Genomic DNA, 23178 nt, shown 5'->3' with positions numbered 1-23178 from the left:
CATTGCCCATTCCCAGAGATTCGTTGATGCCCACCGCTGCACCCGCACCTTCGTTGTCCATCTCCGTGCGTCTGCTGGCCCTGCTGTTGGGCGGTCTGGCGATGTTCGGGCCGTTCTCGATCGATACGATCTTCCCGGCGTTTCCGGCGATCGGTACGCAGTTCGGCGCTGACAAGCTGGCGATGCAGCAGACCATCAGCGTTTACCTGATCGCGTATGCGGCGATGAGCATCGTGCACGGGCCGCTGTCGGATGCGATCGGCCGTCGCCGCGTCATCCTCGGCGGGCTGACGGTGTTCACCGCCGCCTCGGTCGGTTGTGCGCTGGCCACGGACCTGACCACGCTGCTGGTCTTCCGCGCGTTGCAGGGATTGTCGTCGGGCGTGGGGCTGATTGTCGGTCGCGCGGTCATCCGCGACGTACTGCACGGTCACGACGCGCAGCGCCTGATGAGTCAGGTGTCGATGATCTTCGGCGTCGCCCCGGCGGTGGCACCGGTGATCGGTGGCTGGATCCTGGGCTGGAGCCACTGGCCGGCGATCTTCTGGTTCCTGGTGGCGTTCTCGCTGGTGCTGCTGGTCGTCACCTGGCGCACGCTGCCGGAGACGCATCCGCCGCAGGCGCGCCTGCCGATCGTGCCGCGACGGCTCTTGCGCGACTACATTGCCATCGTCATCAATCCGCGCTTCCAGCGCCTGGCCGCCGCCAGTGCGTTCAACTTCGCCGCGTTGTGGCTGTACATCGCATCGGCGCCGGCGTTCGTGCTGGACGTGCTCAAGCTCGACGAGCGCCAGTTCGGCTGGTTCTTCGTGCCGATGATCAGCGGCATGGTGCTGGGTGCGTTCGTGTCCGGGCGCGCGGCCGGCAAGGTCAGCGGCGAGAAGCTGGTGTCGATCGGGTTTGCCTGTTCGGCCGTGGCGATGCTGCTCAACCTGGGCTACAACCTGTGGACCGACACGCCGCAGGTGCCGTGGGCGGTGTTGCCGATGATGCTCAATGCATTCGGCATCGCCCTGGTGTTTCCGATCGTGACCCTGTCCATCCTCGACATGTACCCGCGCCAGCGCGGTTCGGCCTCGTCGATGCAGGCCTTCACCAGCCTGGTGCTGAACGCGTTGATCGCCGGCGTGCTGTCGCCGTGGATCAGCGACCACATGCTGTGGATGGTGGCAGTGGCCAGTGCCTTCCTGCTGGTGGGGTGGGGCTTCTGGCGCTGGGAGGCGTCGGTGGTGCGGACGCGGTGCCCGGCGGAGCCGAGCGCGACGGTGCCGGAAGAGAGCCTCTGAAAGCGCCATCACCAGGTACGCCGTCATCCCGGCGCACGCCGGCATCCATTTTGCGCTTGCGCTAAAAAGCCAACGTCCATGGGTTCCCGCCCTTCGCGGGAATGACAGCTTCGGGGCGCTACGCCTCGCGATACACCCGTCGCAGCAGCTCATGGATATGAGCCCGGATGCCATGCCGCGCTGCATGTCCTCACAGATGGTGAGGTCCTCGAACTGCACTTCGTCGCTGAAGTTGAGGTCGGCCAGGCGTCTCGCCGCGGCCTCCTCGGACTCGTCCATCGCGCATTAGAAGTCGAAATCGACGCGGCACTTGTCCACGCCCTTGGCGATCGCACGGTTGGTCTGCACGCGGGGACGATGTTGAGCCTCGATAGGCGAGGCTGCCGAGTTCGTCGGAGAAAAATAGGACATTTCCTCCTATTCCGTAGGAATACCTGCTCTTAGGATGCGCGTCCTTGAGCCGAGACCAATCTCGGGCTCTTTGACCTCCCCCCAAGGCACATATTGTTAATGAACAAGATCTTCCGAATCGTCTTCAATACCACCACCGGCCAATGGGTCGTTGCCTCGGAGATGGCCAAGGGCCGCAAGAAGGCATCCTCGTCCGGCAAGGTGGGGGCGGCCGTGGCCGCGACCCTGGTTGCGGCACTGGCCGCCTCTGGCGCCAGCGCCGGCGCGCTCGACGGTGGCACCGCCATCGGCCTCAACAGTGTTTCGGTCGGCCCCGGCAGCCAGGCGAACGGCGACGACAGCACGGCTGTCGGTAGTAACGCTGTTTCGGCGATTAACGGAACAGCCATCGGTATGAACAGCACTGCGGGGGCTAACGCAGTATCCCTCGGCAAGGGAAGCTTTTCGGGGTCGGGCGCGACAGCCATCGGTGAGAACAGCTATGCGCTGGAGGCCGGCGATATTGCGATCGGACTTGGCGCTAAGGCCACGAACGTCAACAATAATCCGGCCAACGGGGCGGTCGCCATTGGTTATCTCGCAGTGGCTGACTCATCCGGTGTAGCGATCGGAACAGGAGCGAATGCGGGCGTGACCGATACGGTCGTTGGGCGGCTTGCAACGGCCACGGGCAATTACTCTTCAGCATTCGGCTCACGCAGCACGGCGCAGGGGGATAGAAACGTAGCGCTGGGTTCCTATTCGGTTGCCGATCGCGACCTTACCGTGTCGGTGGGCACGAGCACCATGACGCGCCAGATCGTGAACGTGGGCGCCGGCGTGCAGCCCACCGATGCCGTCAACGTCTCGCAGCTCACCCCGGTTGTCACGGCGCTGGGCGGCGGCGCGGCCATGGACGGCACCACGGGTGCGGTCACGGGTCCGAGCTACGCGCTGACCAACGCCAATGCCATCAACGGCACCACAGGCGCTGCCACCAACGTGGGCACTGGCTTCAGCAAGGTCGACGACGCGCTGGGCGTGATCAACACCACGGCCAGCAAGGGCTTCAACGTCAGCGCCGATGCCGGTGCGACCAGCCAGAACATCGCCCCGGGCGGCACGGTGAACTACGCGGCCGGCAGCAATGCGACGGTGACCCGCAGCGGCAGCACCATCACCTACGGCGTGGTCGACAACCCGACCTTCTCCGGCATGGTCACCGCCAATGGCGGCCTGACCGTCGGCACGGGCAAGACCGTCGATATGGGCGGCAACAAGATCACCAATGTGGCCGTCGGCACGAACCCGACCGATGCGGTGAACGTATCGCAACTGAGTGCGCTGTCCGGCACCGCCATGACCTTCACCGGCAACGACGCCACGGCGGGCGTGGTCAATCGCACCCTGGGTCAGACGCTGGCCATCAAGGGCGCGGCCAGCACGGCCGGCACCTACTCGGGCAACAACGTGAAGACGGTGACGGATCCGGTAACGGGTGCGATCAACGTCCAGATCGCCGATGCGCCGAAGTTTGGTAACGTCATCGTCAACGACTCCGGTTCGGGCAAGATCACCGGCATGACCGACGGCACCGTGGCCTCGGGCAGCAAGGACGCCGTGAACGGTGGCCAGCTCTATGGTCTGGCCAGTTCCACGGCCACCGCGCTCGGCGGCAGTTCGAGCGTCAATGCGGCCGGTGCGATTACCGCGCCGACCTACACGCTCGCCAAGGCCAACGCCATGACCGGCCAGACCGGTTCGCTCACCGATGTCGGCAGCGCCCTGAACCGTATCGATCAGGCCCTCGGAAACGTGGGCTTCAACATCACCGCTGACAATGGCGCGACCCTCCAGAACATCTCCCCGAGCAGCACGGTGGGCTTCGTGGCTGGCGCCAATACAACGGTTACCCGCAGCGGCCGCAACATCACCTACGGCGTGGTCGCCAACCCGACCTTCTCCGGCATGGTCACCGCCAATGGCGGCCTGACCGTCGGCACGGGCCAGACCGTCGATATGGGCGGCAACAAGATCACCAATGTGGCCGTTGGCACGGCCGCGACGGATGCGGTGAACGTATCGCAACTGAGTGCGCTGTCCGGCACCGCCATGACCTTCACCGGCAACGACGCCACGGCGGGCGTGGTCAGTCGCACCCTGGGTCAGACGCTGACCATCAAGGGCGCGGCAAGCACGGCCGGCAACTACTCGGGCAACAACGTGAAGACGGTGACGGATCCGGCAACGGGTGCGATCAACGTGCAGATCGCCGATGCGCCGAAGTTCGGTAATGTCATCGTCAACGACTCCGGTTTGGGCAAGATCACCGGCATGACCGACGGCACCGTGGCCTCGGGCAGCAAGGACGCCGTGAACGGCGGCCAGTTGTACACCACGAACCAGCAGGTGGCACAACAAGGCGCGACGACGGCGGCTGCGCTGGGCGGCACTGCGAGCTACGACACCACGACCGGCGCGGTCTCGGCGCCGAGCTACGCGCTGACCAACGCCAATGCGATCAACGGCACCACAGGCGCTGCCACCAACGTGGGCACTGGCTTCAGCAAGGTCGACGACGCGCTGGGCGTGATCAACACCACGGCCAACAAGGGCTTCAACGTCAGCGCCGATGCCGGTGCGACCAGCCAGAACATCGCCCCGGGCGGCACGGTGAACTACGCAGCCGGCACCAATGCGACGGTCACCCGCAGCGGCAGCACCATCACCTACGGCGTGGTCGCCAATCCGACCTTTGCCGGCATGGTCACCGCCAATGGCGGCCTGACCGTCGGCGCGGGCCAGACCGTCGATATGGGCGGCAACAAGGTCACCAATGTGGCCGTCGGCACGGCCGCGACGGATGCGGTGAACGTGTCGCAACTGAGTGCGCTGTCCGGCACCGCCATGACCTTCACCGGCAACGACGCCACGGCGGGCGTGGTCAATCGCACCCTGGGTCAGACGCTGGCCATCAAGGGCGCGGCCAGCACGGCCGGCACCTACTCGGGCAACAACGTGAAGACGGTGACGGATCCGGCAACGGGTGCGATCAACGTGCAGATCGCCGATGCGCCGAAGTTCGGTAATGTCATCGTCAACGACGCCGGTTCGGGCAAGATCACCGGCATGACCGACGGCACCGTGGCCTCGGGCAGCAAGGACGCCGTGAACGGTGGCCAGTTGTACACCACGAACCAGCAGGTGGCACAGCAGGGCACGACGACGGCGGCTGCGCTGGGCGGATCTGCGAGCTACAACACCACGACCGGCGCGATCTCGGCACCGAGCTACACGCTCACCAAGGCCAACACGATCACCGGTCAGACCGGCTCGCTCGGCGATGTCGGCAGCGCCTTGGGCCGTATCGACCAGGCTCTTGGAAACCTCACCACCTCCGGCGGTTTGGGCTTCAACATCAGCGCCGACGCCGGTGCGACCAGCCAGAACATCGCCCCGGGCGGCACGGTGACCTACGCAGCCGGCACCAATGCGACGGTGGCCCGCAGCGGCAGCACCATCACCTATGGCGTGGTCGACAACCCGAGCTTCGCCGGCATGGTCACCGCCAATGGCGGCCTGACCGTCGGCGCTGGCCAGACCGTGAGCATGGGCGGCAACAAGGTCACCAATGTCGCGGCTGGCACGGTCGACACGACCTCGACGGATGCGGTCAACGGTTCGCAGCTCTCTGCCCTGGCCAGCACGACGGCCGTCGCCCTGGGTGGCAGTTCGACGGTCAACCCGGATGGGTCGATCACCGCGCCGAGCTATACGGTGACCAACATCGACGGCAGCACCACCACGGTGCACAACGTTGGCGATGCCATCACCAATATCGATGGCCGCACCACGCAGAACACCACGGCCATCAACAACATCAACACCAGCATCACCGGTCTGAGCAAGGATGCGCTGTTGTGGGATTCTGCCGCCGGGGCGTTCAGCGCTGCGCATGGCGGCGTGGCCACCAACAAGGTCACCAATGTTGCGGCCGGTGATCTGACCTCGACCTCGACGGATGCGGTGAACGGCTCGCAGCTGTATGCCACCAACCAGCAGGTTGCAGGCAACACCACGGCAATCAACAACATCAACACCAGCATCACCGGCCTGACCAAGGATGCGCTGTTGTGGGATTCTGCCGCCGGGGCGTTCAGCGCTTCGCATGGCGGCGTGGCTACCAACAAGATCACCAATGTCGCGGCTGGCACGGTCGACACGGCCTCGACGGATGCGGTCAACGGTTCGCAGCTCTCTGGCCTGGCCAGCACGACGGCCGTCGCCCTGGGTGGCAGTTCGACGGTCAACCCGGATGGGTCGATTACCGCGCCGAACTATACGGTGACCAACATCGACGGCAGCACCACCACGGTGCACAACGTTGGCGATGCCATCACCAATATCGATGGCCGCACCACGCAGAACACCACGACGATCAACAGCATCGTCAACGGCGGTGGCATCAAGTATTTCCATACCAATTCGACGCTGGCCGACAGCCAGGCGCTCGGTACCGACAGCGTGGCCATTGGCGGCAACGCCGTTGCCAACAACCAGAACGATGTCGCACTGGGCTCCAACTCGGTGACGGACGTGGCGGTGGGTACCTCCAGCGCGACGATTGGCGGCACGAACTACAGCTTCGCCGGCACGGCGCCGGCCGGCACCGTCTCGGTGGGTTCGGCGGGCAGTGAGCGCACCGTCACCAATGTGGCCGCTGGCAGGCTGAGCGGTACCTCGACGGATGCGGTGAACGGTTCGCAGCTGTATGCCACCAACCAGCAGGTGACGGCGAACACCACGGCGATCGACGGCATCAACTCCAGCATCACCGGTCTGAGCAAGGATGCGCTGTTGTGGGATTCCGCCGCCGGGGCGTTCAGCGCTTCGCATGGCGGCGTGGCCACCAACAAGATCACCAATGTCGCCGCTGGCACGGTCAACGCGACCTCGACGGATGCGGTCAACGGTTCGCAGCTCTATGGCCTGGCCAGCACGACGGCCGGCGCCCTGGGTGGCGGCTCGACGGTCAATCCGGATGGGACGATCACCCAGCCGAACTACACGGTGACCAACATCGACGGCAGCACCACCACGGTGCACAACGTTGGCGATGCCATCACCAATATCGATGGCCGCACCACGCAGAACACCACGGCCATCTCCAACATCAGCACCAGCATCAACAACGGCACCATCGGTCTGGTGCAGCAGGCAGGCGCTGGCCAGAAGCTGACGGTGGGCAAGGACACCGACGGCAGCGAGGTCAGCTTTACCAACTCGGCGGGCGAAGCACGCAAGCTCAGCGGTGTCGCCGCCGGGTCGGTCTCGGCCACCAGCACCGATGCGGTCAATGGCAGCCAGTTGCACGGTCTGGGCCAGTCGGTGTCGACCGCGCTGGGTGGTGGTTCGGTGGTCAACACCGATGGCACGATCTCGGCACCGGTCTACACGGTCACCAATCCCAACGGCAGCACTTCGCAGGTCACCGGTGTTGAAGCCGCCATCGGCAACATCGATGGTCGTGTCTACGACAACTCGGTGCGCATCGGCAACGTCGAGTCGAACGTCACCAACCTGACCAGCCAGATCAACACCGGTGCCGTTGGCCTGGTGCAGCAGGCCGCTCCTGGCGAGCAGCTGACGGTGGGCAAGGCGACGGACGGAACCTCGGTGAACTTCACCGGCACGGCAGGCGACCGCGTGCTGACGGGCGTGGCGGCCGGCAAGGCCGACACCGATGCGGTGAACGTCAGGCGAAGCCGGTGGCATTGCACAACGTCGCTGACGGTGCATCCGACTACGATGCCGTCAACGTCTCCCAGCTCAATGATCGCCTCGCCCGCTCCAACACCGATGTGATCTCGCAGGCCAACGCCTACACCGATCAGCGCATGGACGACGTGTGGGGCGGAATGCAGAAGATTGACCGCAGGCTGATGAACCAGGATCGCCGCATCAGCCAGGTGGGTGCCCTGTCGATGGCCGAAGCGCAGATGACCTCAAGCGCCGCCGCGGCCAGCGTCGGCAACAGGGCCGGTGCCTTTGGTGTTGGCCTGGGTTCGGAGGAAGGACACGGCGCCATCTCGGTCGGCTACGCCAAGCCGATTGGCAAGCAGAGCCGGATCAGCTTCGGCGGGGCGATCAGTGGCCACGAGCAGTCCATCGGCATCGGTTTCGGCCACGCGCTGTAAGGACACAGGCCACACCTTCCGGAGGCATCCGGAGTAGACGAAAACGGGGCGGTCTTCCGCCCCGTTTTCTTTTCAGGAAGGCGTTGTACTGCGATGTGCCCGGCTGCAGCGTCGAGCGCCGCGTGGAGGATCCCCGCCTGCGCGGGGATGTCGGGGTCTACGCCTCGCGATACACCCGTCGCAGCAGCTCATGGAAGTGATGCACCGCGTTCTCGCGCAGCGGGTTCAAGCGGCCCGGCTGGTATGAGCCCGATGCCATGCCGCGCTGCACGTCCTCGCAGATGGTGAGGTCCTCGAACTGCACTTCATCGCTGAAGTTGAGGTCGGCGAGGCGTCGCGCCGCGGCCTCCTCGGATTCGTCCATCGCGTAATAGAAGTCGAACTCGACGCGGCACTTGTCCACGCCCTTGGCGATCACACGGTTGGTCTGCAGGCGGCCGGGGACGATGTTGAGCATCGTGTTCGGCCAGATCCAGTAGTACAGCGCGTCGCCGCTGCCATACAGGTCGTCGCCGCTCTCCAGCGGGCTGAACTGCAGCGAATACCACTCGTGGGTATCGGTCGTGTAGCTGCGGTAGTCCAGCAACTTGTTCAACCCGGGGTGCACGTGCGGCACGTGGTAACCCTCCAGGTAGTTGTCGATGTAGATCTTCCAGTTGCAGTTGATGTCGTAGCCGACGCGGCGGTGGTGGCCGTAGTTTTCCAGGTGACGATCGGCGCCGACGCGCTCGTCGATGCCGGCGACCATGGCATCGAAGTCGATCGCGTGTTCGGCATCGACCGCGGCGAACACCAGCCCCTGCCACACGCGCACCGCCAGCTGCGGCAGCTTGATGTCGGCGACGTTGAAGTCGGGCGCGGTGCCCATCTCCGGTGCGGATCGCAATGTGCCGTCGAGGGTGTAGGTCCAGCCGTGGTAGCGGCAGCGCAGCGACTTGGCCGCCAGGCCGTCGCAGGCGGCCAGCGGGCCGGCACGATGACGGCAGACGTTATGGAAGACGCGGATCTCGCCGTCGGCGCCGCGCACGGCGATCACCGGCAGGCCATTGAAGTCACCGACGACGTGGTCGCCGGCGTTCTGCAGCTGGCAGACATGGGCCAGGATCTGCCAGCCGCGGTCGAAGATCCGTTCGCGGTCCAGCGCCACGGTCGCCGGGTCGGCGTAGTAGCGCGCGGCGAGGGAGGTGGCACGCTCCGCCGGCTGGGCGGCGAGGGTGGCGGCGTCGAGCAGGTCGGGGCGGTTCATGGGCCAAGTATGCCCCCACCGCTCCCTGTTTTTAAGGCTTCGCCTGTGGTTTTTAAGGCTTCGCCTGCGCCTGCTGCGCGGCCACCCGCGCCTCCACGTCGGCCAGCATCGCGTCCAGATGGCTGCGGTCGTAGGCCTGGCCCTTCATCACCACCGTGTCGATGCGGCGGGTCGCGGCGATGTCCAGCAACGGGTCGGCGTCGAGCAGGACGATGTCGGCGGCCTTGCCCGCGGCCAGCGTGCCATTGCTGTCGTCGTGACCGAGGAAACGGGCGCCGTTGATGGTCGCCGCCTGCAGCGCCTGCAGCGGCGTCAGGCCGTACTTCACCAGCAGCGCCAGTTCGTCGTGCAGGCCGATGCCGGGGTAGTTGTACGAGTTGAGGAAGCCGGCATCGGTGCCGGCCAGGATCGTCACCCCCGCCTGCTGCAGCAGCGGCAGCACCGAGGCGTTGCGTTCGAAGCGCAGGTGGCGCGCGGCAATCGCCGCCGCGTCGTCCTTGGCCGCGCGCTCGACGCGCCAGGTGTAGGTCGCCTGCAGGCCCGGGCCGATGTACTTGAGGTAGTCGTCGTTGCGGTGGTCGTCCTGGTCGAGGAAGGCCACGACCTCGCTGCCGTTGAGCGTGGGCGTCACCGCCGTCCCGCGCTGCGCCATGCGCGCGTAGGTCGCCTTGGCCAGCTTCACGTCAAAGGTGGCGTTCCACTGCGTCCAGGCATCGCGGCTGGTCATCTCGCCGCGGGCGATCGCTTCGCCGAGCGCCTTCTCCTTCGGCGAGCCAGCCTTGAAGGCGTAGTCGATGTGTTCGACCGAACTCAGCCCGGCGGCGCTGACTTCATCGATGGTGATCGGGTAGGGCACGTGCGCGGAGGTCTTCAGGCCACGACGTCCGGCTTCCTTCACCGCGGCCATGAACAGTTCGGGCGACAGCGTGTTGTCGGTGATCTTGACGAAGTCGACCTTCCAGCCTTGCAGCTTGTCGAGCGCCTGGTTCAGTTCGGCGATCGAACCGATCTCCAGGTCGCCGGGCCAGATCGACTTGTAGCCTTCGATCTTCGGACCGGACGTGAAGATCCTGGGCCCGAGGAGCGTGCCGGCGGCGGTGGCGGTGCGCCATTCGAAGACGCTCGGGCTGAGGTCGCCGGCGGCGTCACGCACGGCGGTGATGCCATGGGCGACGTACAGCGGCAACAGGTTGCGATTCTCTTCGATCAGGGCCTCGCCGCCGCCGAAATGCACGTGCATGTCCCACAGGCCGGGGATCGCGAACTTGCCGCTGGCATCGACCGTCTGCGCGGCATCGAAGCGACCGGCGCGGGCCTCGTCGACGATCGCGACGATGCGTGCGCCGCGTACCGCGATCGCCTGATGCGGGCGACGCTTGCCGTCGACGACGTCGATCACGGTCGCATCGCGAACCAGCAGGTCGACGCGCTCGGCAGCATGGACCGTGCCGCTGGCCAGGACCAGGGCGAGGGCGAGGGCGGAGGACAGCAGGGGCTTGGTCATCGGGGGACTTCTCGGATCGGGCGGCAAAGCGGGCAGGCAGCAATTGTGGCCGGGTTTGTCGTGCTGCGGGCGGCCCGCGATCACGGAGCCTGCCAGCGCCCATGCTAGGTTTCGCCTGTCACCACTATCGGCAAAGGATGCGGCGATGCGCGTGCATTTCCATGGGGCGGCGGGCGAGGTCACCGGCTCGCTGCACGAGGTCGAAGCGGCGGGCCGCAGGCTGCTGCTCGACTGCGGCCTGATCCAGGGCAGCCCGGAGGCCGAGCGGCGCAACCACGAGACGTTCCCGTTCGATCCGGCCGCGCTCGATGCGCTGGTCATCAGCCATGCCCACATCGACCACATCGGTCGCGTACCACTGCTGGTACGCCGCGGCTTCAAGGGCCCGATCTACGCGCAGCAAGCCACTGCCGAGCTGATGCCGGTGATGCTGCTCGATGCCGCCTCGATCCAGGAAGGCGATGCCGAGCGTGCCAACCGCCATCGCCGCCATGGCGAGGCCGAGGTGCTGCCGCTGTACACGCGCGACGACGTGCAGGCGGCGATGAAGCAGGTGCGCACGTTGCCGTACGACCAGCGCAGCGAAGTGCTGCCGGGCATCGATATCGCATTCCGCGAAGCCGGCCATATCCTGGGCTCATCGAGCGTGGAGGTGTGGGCCGATGGCCGCAAGCTGGTGTTCTCCGGCGACCTCGGTCCCAAGGGGACACCTATCCTGCGCGATCCGGCGACCATCGACCGCGCCGACCTGGTGCTGATGGAATCCACTTACGGCGATCGCCTGCATCGCGACCGTGCCGAGACCATCCGCGAACTGGGCGGCATCCTCGACAAGGCCTGGCACGAGAGCGGCAACGTCCTCATCCCCGCCTTCGCGGTCGGGCGCAGCCAGGAGCTGCTGTACTGGTTCGCGCGGCATTGGGACGAGTGGGAGCTGGCGCGCTGGCAGATCTTCCTCGACAGCCCGATGGCAGCGAAGGTGGTCGACATCTATGACCGCCACGCCGAACTGTTCGACGAGGACGCGCGGCGCGTCTGGCAGGACAAGCCCAATCCGTTCCGCCTGCCGAACCTGCACATCACCGCCTCACGCGAGGAGTCGATGGCGATCAACCGCATCGAACGCGGCGCGATAGTCATTGCCGGTTCCGGCATGGCCAATGCCGGGCGCATCCTGCACCACTTCCGCCACCGCCTGGACAGAAGGCAGACGCACGTGGTGTTCGTCGGTTACCAGGCCGAAGGCACGCTTGGGCGCAGGCTGGTCGATGGCGCTTCATGGGCGCGCATCCACGGCTCCGACGTGCGGGTCAATGCGCAGCGCCACACGGTCGGCGGATTGTCGGCGCACACCGACCAGCGCGGCCTGATGGAGTGGTACGGCGCGATCGAAGGTCATCCGCCGCTGGCGCTGGTGCACGGCGAGGACAAGGCACGCGAGGCGCTGGCCGGGGAAATCGGCGAGCGTTATGGGGTGCAGGCGGTGCTTGCGCGGCCGGGGATGGTGCTGGAGGTCTGATCAGGGCGCCCGTCGCAGCGCAATCGTTTCCCACACGGCCACCATCACCAGCACCACTGTCGTCGCCACGCCTACGGCGAGCGCCGACAGATGCAGCGAAATGGCCATCGGCGTCAGCGCGGCCAGCAGCACCAGCCCGGCGCAATGCGACAGCGGCGGCGAGCGGCGCTCGTAGCTGGCCCACTTGAACAGTGCGTTGCCGACCAGATACAGCGCCGGTCCGCCGAGGATCGCGGCCAGGCCGGCATCGGTGGCGTGCTGGGGGTGAGTGAGCACCAGTTCGTCGGCGACCGCGCAGACGATCACGCCGCCGACGATCAGCAGGTGCAGGTAGGTATAGATCAGCCGCGCCTGGCGGCCCGGATCGTCGGAATGCGAAATGCGATGGCTGGCGCGTTCGGCGCCGCTGTCGAAATAGATCCACCACATCGCCACGCTGCCGAGGAAGGCGCTGACGAAGGCGGTGACCGTCACGGCCGTCCAGGCCAGGCCCGCGAACGTCGCGCCGGTGACGAGGATCGATTCGCCCAGGGCGATGATGACGAACAGTCCACAGCGCTCGGCGAGGTGATGACCGTCGACGTCCCAGTCGGAGGTGGTCGAACGCCCCAGTCCCGGCACCCAGAAGTACACGGCGGGCGAGATGTATTCGATCGCCACGGCGGCGATCCAGTAGCTGGCGCGCGAGGGGCCTTCGGCGAGGCCGCCGAGGATCCAGAACACCGCCGACAGCGACATCCACGAGGCGATGCGGACGAACGTATGGAAATGCACCGGGCTGTGGCCGCGCATGACGCAGGCGACGAACACGGTCCGTCCGACCTGCATCGATGCGAACACCACGCCGAACACGAGTCCGCGCTCGCCGAATGCCTGCGGGATCGACGAGGACAGCAGCAGGCCGGCCAGCATCAGCGCGAACAGCATCACCCGCACCGGCGGGCGCTCCGGGTCGAGCCAGTTGGTCACCCACGAAGTGAAGATCCACAGCCACCACAGCGCCAGGAACAGCAGCAGCGTCTGCATGGCGCCCTTCACGCTCAGATCGGCGAGCAGCGCGTGCGACAGCTGGGTGACCGCGAACACGAACACCAGGTCGAAGAACAGCTCGACCATGGAAACGCGGCTGCTGTCCTGGTGGCCGCGCTGGCGCAGCAAAGAAGTAGTCATCGTGTACGCGAGGTATTAAGTGGCGGCTTTCAGTGGTGGCGGTGGCGATTGGCGAATGCCAGCAGCAACAGGCCGCCGATGATCGATACATTCTTCATGAAGTGCAGCAGTTGCGCCCCGCGCTGCGCGCCCTCAAACGACCAGAACGGGTGCGACACCAGGGCATCGACCAGCATCGCTACCGCCGCCAGGGTCGCGGTCCAGCGCAGTTGCCAGCCGGCGGCCATGGCCAGGCCCAGCAGCAGTTCGGCGGTGCTGGCGATGACGGCGGCGCTGCCGATGGCTTCCCCACCCGCCCAGGCGAGCAGGCGGTAGCTGCCCATGGCGATGAACACGCTGGCCACCAGCACCCGGCCCGCCAGCCATCCGGCATTTCGCTCCATGAATCCCGTCCCGATGCGACTTGGGCGAAGGGTCGCACAAACCGCCGGAAGGCGCCGCCACCGCCTCGTGGGGGCCTCGCCGCCACTGGAGTCCCTCTCCGGCCTGCGGGGGAGGGGTTGGGGTGAGGGCAAGCGGCACCCCCGCCTTAACCACCCCGGCCCGCCGGACTGGCACCGGACCCGCCTTTCGCGTAGAGTCCGCCCCGTTCAGCGCACGGCTGCCTCCCCGCAAGGGTACGTTTCCCAGGTATGCCCGCCGTTGGTCCAGACATTGGGCCAGTCAACACGGCTTTTATCCCGCACGTCTTTCGTCGCGCAGACACGGCCCGGAGCATCCGGCAGCCGTCCAATTCGATCGCTCACAGCGCGGTTTTAGGGAACGCTGGAGCCATCAACGCGACAATCGATCGCGCGCCCACCTTTTTCGTGGGCGTAGACGGGCGTCGCGAGCCAAAGGAGTTTCACCACATGACGTTCGAATCCCTCGGGCTTTCGCCCGCGTTGCTGCGCGCGCTCGCCGACCAGAACTACACCGTCCCCACGCCGATCCAGGCCGAAGCGATCCCGCTCGCAATGGCCGGCCACGACCTGCTCGGCGGCGCCCAGACCGGCACCGGCAAGACCGCTGCCTTCGGCCTGCCGCTGCTGCAGCGCATGTCCAAGCAGACCCCGTCCAACGGCTTCCGCCGTCCGCGCGCACTGATCCTGGTGCCGACGCGTGAGCTCGCGGTGCAGGTCACCGAGAGCCTGCGTGGCTATTCGCGCCACGTCCGCCTGAACATCGCCGCCATCTTCGGCGGCGCCGGCATGGGCCCGCAGGTGGAGCTGTTCCGCCGCGGCGTCGACGTGCTCGTCGCCACCCCGGGTCGCCTGATCGACCATATGGAGCGCGGCACCGTCAAGCTCGATGCGATCGAAGTGCTCGTGCTCGACGAAGCCGACCGCATGCTCGACATGGGCTTCCTGCCGGCCATGAAGCGCATCCTCGCCAAGCTGCCGCGCGAGCGCCAGACGATGCTGTTCTCGGCCACGTTCGAGTCGCAGCTCAAGCAGCTCGCGCTCGAGTTCATGCATCACCCCAAGCAGGTGCAGGTCGCCGCGCAGAACACCATCGCCGAGACCATCGTGCATCGTGCCCACCCGGTCGATGTCGCCAAGAAGCGTGACCTGCTGGTGTCGATCCTCGCCAGTCGCCACACCGATCGCGCGATCGTGTTCGGCCGCACCAAGCACGGCTGCAACCGCCTTGCCGAGCAGCTCGAAGAGTCGGGCCTGGCGTCGGTCGCCATTCACGGCAACAAGAGCCAGGCACAGCGCCAGAAGGCCCTGCGCGACTTCAAGTCGGGCAAGGCCCGCGTGCTGGTCGCCACCGACGTCGCCGCGCGCGGTCTGGACATTCCGGACCTGCCGCTGGTGATCAACTACGACCTGCCGATGGTCGCCGAAGACTACGTGCACCGCATCGGCCGTACCGGCCGCAACGGCGCCACGGGTGAAGCGCTGTCGCTGGTCGCGCCGGAAGAGGGCGGTCTGCTGCGCCAGATCCAGCGCATGCTCAAGGCCGACATCGAGCTGGTCTCGGTGCCGGGCTTCGAAGCGAGCCGTCCGATCCAGATGAACGCTCCGATCCCGAACCCGCGCGGCGCCAGCCAGCCGCGCAAGCCGTCGCATCGCCCGCACGGCAAGCCGGCAGCGCGTCACGCGCATGCAGGTCCGAAGCAGCATCGCAGTGGCGGCCAGGGTGCCGGCCGCGGCTCGCGCAGCGGCTTCAGCGGCTGATCAACGCGGTAGTGCATGACGAAAACCCCGGTCGCGAGACCGGGGTTTTTTGTTTGGGGAGCTAACTGCCAGACGGCGCCGCGATGAAATCCGCGAGGTACTCCGGCGCGCGGTTGCACACGATCGACAGGTGTCCCTCGTCGGGAAAAAACCGGTAGATGCCGCAGGCGACATTGGCGGCGATGTACTCGCCCATCCGTGGCGGAACGTTGCGGTCAAACCCGCCCTGGTAGACGTGCACCGGCACGTCGATCGCGGACAGTTCGAAGCCGCGCGGACGTGCGATCAATGCCGCCTCCGACATCGCCCCGTCGATACCCTCGCGATAGGCCACGGCCAGGCTCTGCGCGAACCTGCCCGCCATCTCGTCGTTGCCGGCGAGGAAGGCGCGATCGGGCGGCGTCATCATCGACGACAGTCGCCGCACCGCGGCCAATGGATCCTTCGCGAACATGCGCTGGTCCATGCGCAGCATCGGCGTCACCAGTCGCGGATTCATCCGCGCCAGGCCGAACAGAACTTTCAGAGCAGGATGCTGCTCACGGCGGATGGCAGGCACATCCATCGGTCCCATGCCCGCGACCAGCCCGACGTAATCGAGCCGATCGGCAAGTTCGTGTGCGCACGCCAGGGCGTACGCGCCGCCGCAGGAGATCCCCAGCACGCCGAAGCGCGACAGCTGCAAGGCTGCGGTCAGCTGGCGCACGTCGTCGACCCAGGACAGGATCGTCCGCTGCGGTGCCGGGCTCGAGTAGCCGAAACCGGGGCGGTCCGGCGCGATCAGCGCGATGCCATCGCGCGCGGCCTGCTCATCGATCAGCGACGCCTGCACATGGCAACCAGGAAAGCCATGAAACAACAGTAGCGGCTTGCCATCCGGGCGGCCGTAGCGCCGGTACGCAAGCGTCCTGCCATCGCGCAGGGTGATTGATGATGGCGGCGAAGTGTCTGCCCGCATGGCTCGAATCTGGTGGACGACCAGGCGACATGATGGCCAAGGCCCGGGCCATGGGGAACCGGATTAATTAATTAAACGGCGCTCACTTCTCCGGCGGATCCGAGTCGAGCACCTGTACCGGCGCGCCGCCACTGGTGGCGTCGGTCATCCTCGCATCGGTCACCAGCATCACCACGCCGGGGCTGAGCAGCGGCAACACCGCGGCGACGAAATCATGCGGAATCACCACGCGATTGATCGTCTCCGGACCGAGCAGCATGCCCGACGGATCGGTGCCGCCAGGGATTCCGATCGCACTCCAGTTCGGCATCTGCGTGCCCGGCAGCAGCGGGTTGTCGCCGGGCAGGTAGCCTTCCTTGACGATGTAGGCGTGCGTGCCGAGCGGCTTCTCGGGATTGCGGATCAGCACGCGCGAGCGTCCGATCTCGATGCCGTTGCGGTAGACGATCACGCGCTCGTCGGCACCGCTGAGCAGGATCGACACCGGGCCTTCGGTCGACACTTCCGGGCGCCAGCGGTACTTCTGACCGTTCTCCAGTGGCGGAATCCCAGCCTCTGCACCGGTGTGCGGATTGATCGGGCTCAGCGCGCCCGGATGCACGATGTCCTCCGGCGATTTGCCTTCCTGCGACACCACCACCGTCATGCCCATGTTCGACGAGCCGAACAGCAGGCGCGCGAACTCGGACGGAAGGTGCACGCAGCCGTGCGACTCGGGATAGCCGGGCAGGCCGCCGGCATGCAGGGCGACGCCGTCCCAGGTCAGGCGCTGCATGTAAGGCATCGGCGCGGCGTTGTACTTGCTTGAACGGTGATCGGCGTCCTTTTGCAGAATGGTGAAAACACCGGTCGGCGTTTCGTAACCCTTCCTGCCGGTGCTGACCGTGCTCACCCCGATCGGGATGCCGTTGCGGTACACGTAGGCGCGCTGCTCGGTGAGGCTGACCACCACTGCCAGCGGGCCGGCGCGGTTGTCGCCGCCCCAGATCCACTGTCCGGGCTTGAGTTGCGCCGGCGGCGTGTTGGCGGGACTGGATTCGCGCGCGCCCCAGGAAGGCACGGCGGCGTTGGCAGCCACGCACAGGAGCAGGGACAAGCTGGCGGCGAGCAGCCGCGGGGCGAAGCGATGCATCAGGCAATCCGTTCTTTGACGTGTGACAAGCCTAACGCACGCATGTGTAGGCGCCAGCAAGGCGGCGCCTGCCAAACATCAACCCGATGCGGGACGAGCCGCGGTGTCGTGATGGACGAGGGCGTCGTGCTGGCGTCGCGCGGCCGGGCAATTGAGCAGCGCCGAGCGCGCCAGCCAGGCCTGGTCGGGGTAGTACGAGAACACGAACTGGCCGCCCTTGAGCAGGTCGATCATGGGTTTTGCCACGGCATTGCGCACCGCCGGGCAACCCCAGCTGCGACCGAGACGACCCATGCGCTTGCCCTGCGCGGCATCGACGTAGGGAGCGCCGTGCATCACGATCGCCCGCGCCATCGCCGCATCGTTCACACCCGGCTCCAGGCCCTGCATGCGCAGCGAGTAGCCGTTCTTGCCGGTGTAGGTGTCGGCGGTGACGAACAGCCCCAGGCTCGACTGGTGGCTGCCATCGCGATTGGAGAAACGCGTCGCCAGGTTGTCGCCCGAGCCCTGGCCATGGGCGACGACTTCTTCGTAGAGCAGCTTGCCGGCGGTGAGATCGAACACCCACAGGCGTGGTAACAGCGACGGGCGGCTGTAGTCGATGACCGCCAGCCTGCGCGCGCTCGCACCGACACCACTGGCCTGCGCGCATTGCATCGCCGCCTGCGCCAGGTCGAGCACCTTCGGATCGGCACCAGGCGCCAGACGCGCCAGCGGAGACGCCGGCAGCGTCGCGGCTGCAACCGGCGGCGAGAACCGCACGGCGGCAGGCTCGCCGGCCTTTCGCGTGGCGAGGCCGGGCGTGGCCGGCAGCAGGGCAGCGGCGGCCAGGAGGAGGGTGCGGGGCTTGAGCATCGGGCTATTGTCGTAAGGCATTGCTGAACCACAGTATTTTGCGGCTGAAAGTTCGAATACAAGCTCGATTTGGCGACGCGGCTGTTCAGTTTCGCCGGCACAAAAAAACAGGCCGGCGGGAAGCCGGCCTGTTCGGGTGCAGTGGGCCCTTCGACTTCGGCCCTTGCGGGCCTAAGCTCAGGACGAACGGAGGGTTAGCCCTTCTTGGCGGCGATCCAGCGATCGATCTTGGCTTCCAGGATGCTCAACGGCACCGCGCCGTCCTTCAGCGCTTCGGCGTGGAACTCGCGGATGTCGAACTTCGGACCCAGTTCCTTCTCGGCCTTTGCACGCAGCTCCTTGATCTTCAGCTCGCCGATCTTGTACGCCAGCGCCTGACCGGGCCAGCCGATGTAACGCTCGGCTTCGGCGGTGGCCTGGGTTTCGCTCTCGGCGGAGTTGTCGAGCATGTACTTGATCACCTGCTCACGCGTCCAACCCTTGCTGTGCAGGCCGGTGTCGGTGACCAGGCGGATCGCGCGCCACAGTTCGTTCTGCAGGTAACCGAAGTAGTTGTACGGATCGGTGTAGACGCCCAGGTCCTTGCCCAGCGACTCCGCGTACAGGCCCCAGCCTTCAGCAAACGCCGTCTCGCCACCGAAGCGGCGGAACGCCGGCAGGTTCTTCAGCTCCTGCTGCAGCGCCAGCTGGAAGTGGTGGCCCGGGATTGCCTCATGCAGGTACAGGTCCTCGGCATCCCAGGTCTTGCGCGTCGGCAGGTCGTAGGTGTTGACGTAGAAGATGCCCGGACGCGTACCGTCCTCGCTCGGCGTCATGTACTCGCCACCGGCCGCGGACTGCGCACGGAACGGCTCGACCGGACGGATCTCGAACGGCGACTTGGGAATCAGCGAGAACTGCTCGGGGATCTTCTGGTTGATCTTCGCCTCGAGCGCGCGGTAGTACTCCAGCAGCGCCTTCTCGTCCTTGAAGCTGAAGCGCGGATCGTTCTGCATGAACTTGAAGAAGTCCTGCATCGAGCCCTTGAAGCCGACCTGCTCCATGACCTTGTGGATCTCGCCATGGATGCGCGCGACTTCGTCCAGGCCGATCTTGTGGATCTGATCCGGGGTCAGGTCGGTGGTCGTGCTCTGCTTGGCATTGAACGCATACCATTCGGCGCCGCCCGGCAGCTTGTCCAGGCCGACCGTGTCGCGGGTCTTGGGCAGGTACTCATCGTTGATGTAGGCGCGCAGCTTCTTGTACGCCGGCATCAGCTGGTCGGCGATCATCGCGCGGTAGGCGTCGGTCAGGCGCTTCTTGTCGGCGTCGGAGAAGTCCTTGGGCATCTGCGTGATCGGGCCCCAGAACAGCGTGTCCTCGGGCTTGGCCTTGACCAGCGCGTCGAGCTGCGGGATCACCTTGATCATCAGCGCCCTGGGCTGCACGACGCCGGCGGTGACGCCTTCGTTCATGCTGGTGATCGCCGAGTCGAACAGCGTCGGCAGCTTGCTCGCGCGCGCCAGCCAGTTGTCGTAATCCTTGACGGTCTTGAACGGCTGCGCGCCGGTGCCCGAGCCCAGCTGCACGGCCAGCGACGGCAGCGAATGCATCTGGTTGATCGGCAGCTGCCAATCCGGGTACTTGAACGACTCCAGCGAGTCCTTGGCGTCTTCGACGAAGATCTCGTAGCTCAGCAGGTCCTGGCCGGTCAGGCCTTCGCTGCCGACGGCTTCAACCTTGGCCAGCCACTCGGTGACGAACTGCTTGCTCTGCTCGCGGTACTGCGCGGAGAAATAGTCGGGCAGCTGGTCGTTGTAGCGCGGGTCGCCCTGGAAGGTGGCCGCGATCGGGTTGAGCTTGAGGTTGGCTTCCCAGTAGTCGGCGTACAGCTTGTTGAGCTGGTCGGCCTTGGCCTGCGAGTTCTGGGTGGCAGCCGGTGCGGCGGGGGTGGCCGTTTCGGTGGAAGGCTTGCAGCCGGCGATCGCAGCAGTGACGGCGATGGCGAGCAGGAGCGGGCGAAGCTTCATGGATGGATCTCCTGGTGAATGCGGATCTAGCGAAACGAAACTGGGGTGCTTCAGCCGGCGGCCTTCTCCGAGGCAATCCAGCGGTCGATCTTGCCCTCGAGAATCTCAAGCGGCACTGAACCGTCCTTGAGCACTTCGGCGTGGAACCTGCGCACGTCGAACTTCGGCCCGAGGGCCTTCTCGGCGCGGTCGCGCAGCTCCTGGATCTTCAACTCGCCCATCTTGTAGGCAAGCGCCTGCGCCGGGATGGCCATGTAGCGCTCGGCTTCGGCGGTGGACTGGGTCTCGCTCTCGGCAGAGTTGTCCAGCATGTACTTGATCACCTGCTCACGGGTCCAGCCCTTGCTGTGCAGGCCGGTGTCGACGACCAGTCGGATCGCGCGCCACAGTTCGTTCTGCAGATAGCCGAAGTAGTTGTAGGGGTCCTCGTATACACCCAGGTCCTGGGCCGAGCGATTCGGCGTACAGGCCCCAGCCTTCGCTGAAGGCGGTCTCGCTGCCGAAGCGGCGGAACTTGGGCAGGTTGGTCAGCTCCTGCTGCAACGCGAGCTGGAAGTGATGGCCCGGGATCGCTTCGTGCAGGTACAGGTCCTCCGCGTCCCAAGTCTTGCGGGTCGGCAGGTCGTAGGTGTTGACGTAGAAGATGCCCGGACGGCTGCCGTCCTGGGCTCGGGCGCTGGTACGAGCCGCCGGCCGCGGACTGTGCGCGGAACGCCTCGACCGGACGGATCTCGAACGGCGCCTTCGGCGTCAGCGAGAACTGCTCCGGGATCTTCTCGTTGATCTTCGCTTCCAGGCCGCGGTAGTAGGCGAGCAGCGCCGGCTCGTCCTTGAAGCTGAAGCGTGGATCGTCCTGCATGAACCTGAAGAACTCTTTCATCGAGCCCTTGAAGCCGACCTGCTGCATGACCTTGCCGATCAGGCCGTGGATGCGCGCCACTTCGTCCAGGCCGATCTGGTGGATCTGCGCGGGCGTGAGGTTGGTCGTGGTCGAATTGCGCGCGTTGAATGCATACCAGGCCGCGCCGTTGGGCAGCGAATCCAGGCCGGACGTGGCGCGCGTGGCCGGCAGGTATTCGTCGTTGATGAAGCTGCGCAGCTGGCGGTAGGCCGGCATCAGCTGGCCTTCGATCATCGACTTGTACTCGGCGGTCAGGCGCTGCTTGTCGGCATCGGAGAAGCCGGTCGGGAAGGTCTTGACCGGGTTCCAGAACAGGGTGTCCTCGGCCTTGTCCTTGATCAGCGCATCGAGCTGCGGGATCACCTTCACCATCAGTGCGCGCGGCTGCACGACACCGTTCTTCATGCCTTCGCGGCTGTTGGCGATGGCCTGCGCGAACAGCACCGGCACCTGCGCGGCGCGCTTGCGCCAGTTGTCGTAGTCGGCCGGCGTCTTGAACGGCTGTGCACCGGTGCCGGAGCCGAGCTGGGCCACGGTGGCGGCGAAGTTGTAGAACTGGTTGACCGGCTGCTGCCAGGTCGGGAACTGCTCGGCTTCCAGCGACTTCTCGCGGTCGCGCACGAAGATCTGGTAGCTCAGCAGTTCCTGGCCGGCGAGGCCATCACTGCCGACCGTCCTGACCGACTGCAGCCAGCGCGTGTTGAAGTCGTGCATCTGCTGGCGGTATTGCGCCGACAGGGTATTGGGCAACTGGTCGTTGTAGCGGCTGTCGCCCTGGAACGTCGCCTGCAGCGGATTGAGCTTGAGCAGCTCTTCCCAGTACTGCTCGTAGAGCGCGTTGAGGCGGGCGGTCTTGGCCGTCTGCGATGTGGCTGCCGGAGTGTCGGCGGCAAGGGCCGGCGCGGTGGCAGCGGCGGCGAGGGTGAGAGCAAGTGCGAGGGCAAGCGGGCGCAGCAACGGCATACAGGGTCCCCGGGCAAGGCCGAATGCCCAAGCATGGCCGAGGCGGGCGGGGGGCGCTTAGGTCGGAAGTCACGGAATGTGAACCCGTTTGCGACCGAGCCACCTACACCAGCGCCGCTTCCTCACGCAGCTGCCGCGCCCGGGCTTCGCCCAGATAGCGCGTGATGCCGGCACGTACCAGGTAGATCAGCGGAATAAGCGCGATCGCGGCCAGCATCTTATAGGCATAGTTGACCGTGCTGACCGCCAGGAACAGCGAGGTTGGCCACTTCTGCGGCCCGAGCACGAAGGCGATGTAGAGCACGACGAAGCTGTCCACCAGCTGCGATACCGCGGTCGAGCCGGTCGCGCGCAGCCACACGTACTTCTCGCCGGTGATGTTGCGGATGCGGTGGAACACGGCGACGTCGATCAGCTGGCCGAGCATGAAGGCGACCAGCGAGCCGGCAATCGTCCACAGCCCCTGGCCGAACACGGCCGCGAACGCCGCCTGGTAATCGCTGACGCCCTGCGGTTGCGCCGCCTTGACCCACCAGTCGGCCGGCGCGATGGCGATGGCCGCAAACGCGAACACGAACCCGTACACGATCAGCACGGCCGCCAGCCACGAGATCATGCGCACGCCGCGACGGCCGAAGAACTCGTTGATGACGTCGGTCATCAGGAACACCACCGGCCACAGCAGCGTGCCGGCGGTGAAGCTGAGCGAACCGGTCTGGCCGAACAGGTTCCATTCCAGCGGCGCGATGCCGAGCGTGTCCTCGAGCGCGAAGATCTTCACGCCGATGAATTCGGCCAGCACCGCGTTGACGCAGAAAAATGCGCTCAGGACGATGAACAACCACACCGCGCGATCGTGCAGCGTGCGTCCCTGGAGGCTCATGCG

At 66.1% G+C, this 23178-nt stretch carries 14 protein-coding genes and 1 pseudogene; 5 read left to right on the top strand and 10 right to left on the bottom strand.

The window, feature by feature from the left end:
• Positions 1-26: 26 nt before the first annotated feature.
• From HIV01_RS07780 to HIV01_RS07770, 3 genes are all read left to right on the top strand, one after another.
• Entirely contained in the window at positions 27-1286 is a 1260-nt protein-coding gene (locus HIV01_RS07780; protein ID WP_200606186.1) for a multidrug effflux MFS transporter, read from the top strand.
• Positions 1287-1796: 510 nt separating this feature from the next.
• Positions 1797-7541, top strand: coding sequence for an ESPR-type extended signal peptide-containing protein (locus HIV01_RS07775; RefSeq protein WP_207527135.1), 5745 nt, complete (start codon positions 1797-1799; stop codon positions 7539-7541).
• Positions 7445-7873: a hypothetical protein gene (locus HIV01_RS07770; RefSeq protein ID WP_200606183.1), complete on the top strand. Its 429-nt coding sequence runs from the start codon at positions 7445-7447 to the stop codon at positions 7871-7873. Before HIV01_RS07775 ends, HIV01_RS07770 begins: the two co-directional genes overlap by 97 nt.
• Positions 7874-8030: 157 nt before the next feature.
• Here the strand turns inward: HIV01_RS07770 and HIV01_RS07765 are convergent, their stop codons facing one another.
• Both HIV01_RS07765 and HIV01_RS07760 read right to left on the bottom strand, forming a co-directional pair.
• On the bottom strand, positions 8031-9119 hold the full coding sequence (locus HIV01_RS07765; protein WP_200606181.1) for an aromatic ring-hydroxylating oxygenase subunit alpha: 1089 nt from the start codon (positions 9117-9119) through the stop codon (positions 8031-8033).
• A gap of 52 nt (positions 9120-9171) precedes the next feature.
• Entirely contained in the window at positions 9172-10623 is a 1452-nt protein-coding gene (locus HIV01_RS07760) for an amidohydrolase family protein (RefSeq protein WP_200606179.1), read from the bottom strand.
• A gap of 145 nt (positions 10624-10768) precedes the next feature.
• Between HIV01_RS07760 and HIV01_RS07755 the strand changes: the two genes are divergently transcribed.
• Positions 10769-12142, top strand: a complete 1374-nt coding sequence (locus HIV01_RS07755; RefSeq protein WP_200606170.1) for an MBL fold metallo-hydrolase RNA specificity domain-containing protein — start codon at positions 10769-10771, stop codon at positions 12140-12142.
• On the opposite strand, the gene HIV01_RS07750 is transcribed toward HIV01_RS07755, so the two are convergent.
• The gene (locus tag HIV01_RS07750) at positions 12143-13312 is read right to left on the bottom strand and encodes a low temperature requirement protein A (protein ID WP_200606169.1); all 1170 of its coding nucleotides are present in this window, start codon (positions 13310-13312) and stop codon (positions 12143-12145) included. It lies immediately after the preceding gene.
• Between the two features lie 29 nt (positions 13313-13341).
• Complete coding sequence (locus tag HIV01_RS07745; RefSeq protein WP_200606167.1) at positions 13342-13695, bottom strand: DoxX family protein; 354 nt, start codon at positions 13693-13695, stop codon at positions 13342-13344.
• 468 nt (positions 13696-14163) lie between these two features.
• On the opposite strand from HIV01_RS07745, the gene HIV01_RS07740 reads away from it, so the two are divergent.
• On the top strand, positions 14164-15474 hold the full coding sequence (locus HIV01_RS07740) for a DEAD/DEAH box helicase (RefSeq protein WP_200606164.1): 1311 nt from the start codon (positions 14164-14166) through the stop codon (positions 15472-15474).
• A 61-nt stretch (positions 15475-15535) separates the two neighbouring features.
• Here HIV01_RS07740 and HIV01_RS07735 read toward each other — a convergent pair whose 3' ends face one another.
• From HIV01_RS07735 to HIV01_RS07710, 6 genes and pseudogenes are all read right to left on the bottom strand, one after another.
• Positions 15536-16432, bottom strand: a complete 897-nt coding sequence (locus HIV01_RS07735; protein WP_200606160.1) for an alpha/beta fold hydrolase — start codon at positions 16430-16432, stop codon at positions 15536-15538.
• An 82-nt stretch (positions 16433-16514) separates the two neighbouring features.
• Positions 16515-17564, bottom strand: a complete 1050-nt coding sequence (locus HIV01_RS07730; RefSeq protein WP_200606158.1) for a L,D-transpeptidase — start codon at positions 17562-17564, stop codon at positions 16515-16517.
• 78 nt (positions 17565-17642) lie between these two features.
• Complete coding sequence (locus HIV01_RS07725) at positions 17643-18419, bottom strand: murein L,D-transpeptidase catalytic domain family protein (RefSeq protein WP_200606156.1); 777 nt, start codon at positions 18417-18419, stop codon at positions 17643-17645.
• A 194-nt stretch (positions 18420-18613) separates the two neighbouring features.
• Positions 18614-20428: a DUF885 domain-containing protein gene (locus HIV01_RS07720; protein ID WP_200606154.1), complete on the bottom strand. Its 1815-nt coding sequence runs from the start codon at positions 20426-20428 to the stop codon at positions 18614-18616.
• Between the two features lie 50 nt (positions 20429-20478).
• Positions 20479-22292 (bottom strand): annotated as a pseudogene (locus HIV01_RS07715) (DUF885 domain-containing protein).
• Between the two features lie 103 nt (positions 22293-22395).
• Entirely contained in the window at positions 22396-23175 is a 780-nt protein-coding gene (locus tag HIV01_RS07710) for a queuosine precursor transporter (protein WP_200606150.1), read from the bottom strand.
• Positions 23176-23178: the final 3 nt, after the last annotated feature.

The organism is Lysobacter arenosi, assembly GCF_016613475.2.
Taxonomy (GTDB): Bacteria; Pseudomonadota; Gammaproteobacteria; order Xanthomonadales; family Xanthomonadaceae; genus Lysobacter_J; species Lysobacter_J arenosi.
The sequence above is the reverse complement of the archived record's forward strand: the minus strand, read 5'-3'. Positions and strand labels throughout refer to the sequence as shown.

Coding starts and splice junctions, on each gene's coding strand:
- HIV01_RS07750 (WP_200606169.1), bottom strand. CDS start 13,312: ATGACTACTTCTTTGCTGCGCCAGCGCGGCCACCAGGACAGCAGCCGC.
- HIV01_RS07730 (WP_200606158.1), bottom strand. CDS start 17,564: ATGCATCGCTTCGCCCCGCGGCTGCTCGCCGCCAGCTTGTCCCTGCTC.
- HIV01_RS07725 (WP_200606156.1), bottom strand. CDS start 18,419: ATGCTCAAGCCCCGCACCCTCCTCCTGGCCGCCGCTGCCCTGCTGCCG.
- HIV01_RS07775 (WP_207527135.1), top strand. CDS start 1,797: ATGAACAAGATCTTCCGAATCGTCTTCAATACCACCACCGGCCAATGG.
- HIV01_RS07735 (WP_200606160.1), bottom strand. CDS start 16,432: ATGCGGGCAGACACTTCGCCGCCATCATCAATCACCCTGCGCGATGGC.
- HIV01_RS07710 (WP_200606150.1), bottom strand. CDS start 23,175: ATGAGCCTCCAGGGACGCACGCTGCACGATCGCGCGGTGTGGTTGTTC.
- HIV01_RS07755 (WP_200606170.1), top strand. CDS start 10,769: ATGCGCGTGCATTTCCATGGGGCGGCGGGCGAGGTCACCGGCTCGCTG.
- HIV01_RS07740 (WP_200606164.1), top strand. CDS start 14,164: ATGACGTTCGAATCCCTCGGGCTTTCGCCCGCGTTGCTGCGCGCGCTC.
- HIV01_RS07720 (WP_200606154.1), bottom strand. CDS start 20,428: ATGAAGCTTCGCCCGCTCCTGCTCGCCATCGCCGTCACTGCTGCGATC.
- HIV01_RS07760 (WP_200606179.1), bottom strand. CDS start 10,623: ATGACCAAGCCCCTGCTGTCCTCCGCCCTCGCCCTCGCCCTGGTCCTG.
- HIV01_RS07765 (WP_200606181.1), bottom strand. CDS start 9,119: ATGAACCGCCCCGACCTGCTCGACGCCGCCACCCTCGCCGCCCAGCCG.
- HIV01_RS07745 (WP_200606167.1), bottom strand. CDS start 13,695: ATGGAGCGAAATGCCGGATGGCTGGCGGGCCGGGTGCTGGTGGCCAGC.
- HIV01_RS07780 (WP_200606186.1), top strand. CDS start 27: ATGCCCACCGCTGCACCCGCACCTTCGTTGTCCATCTCCGTGCGTCTG.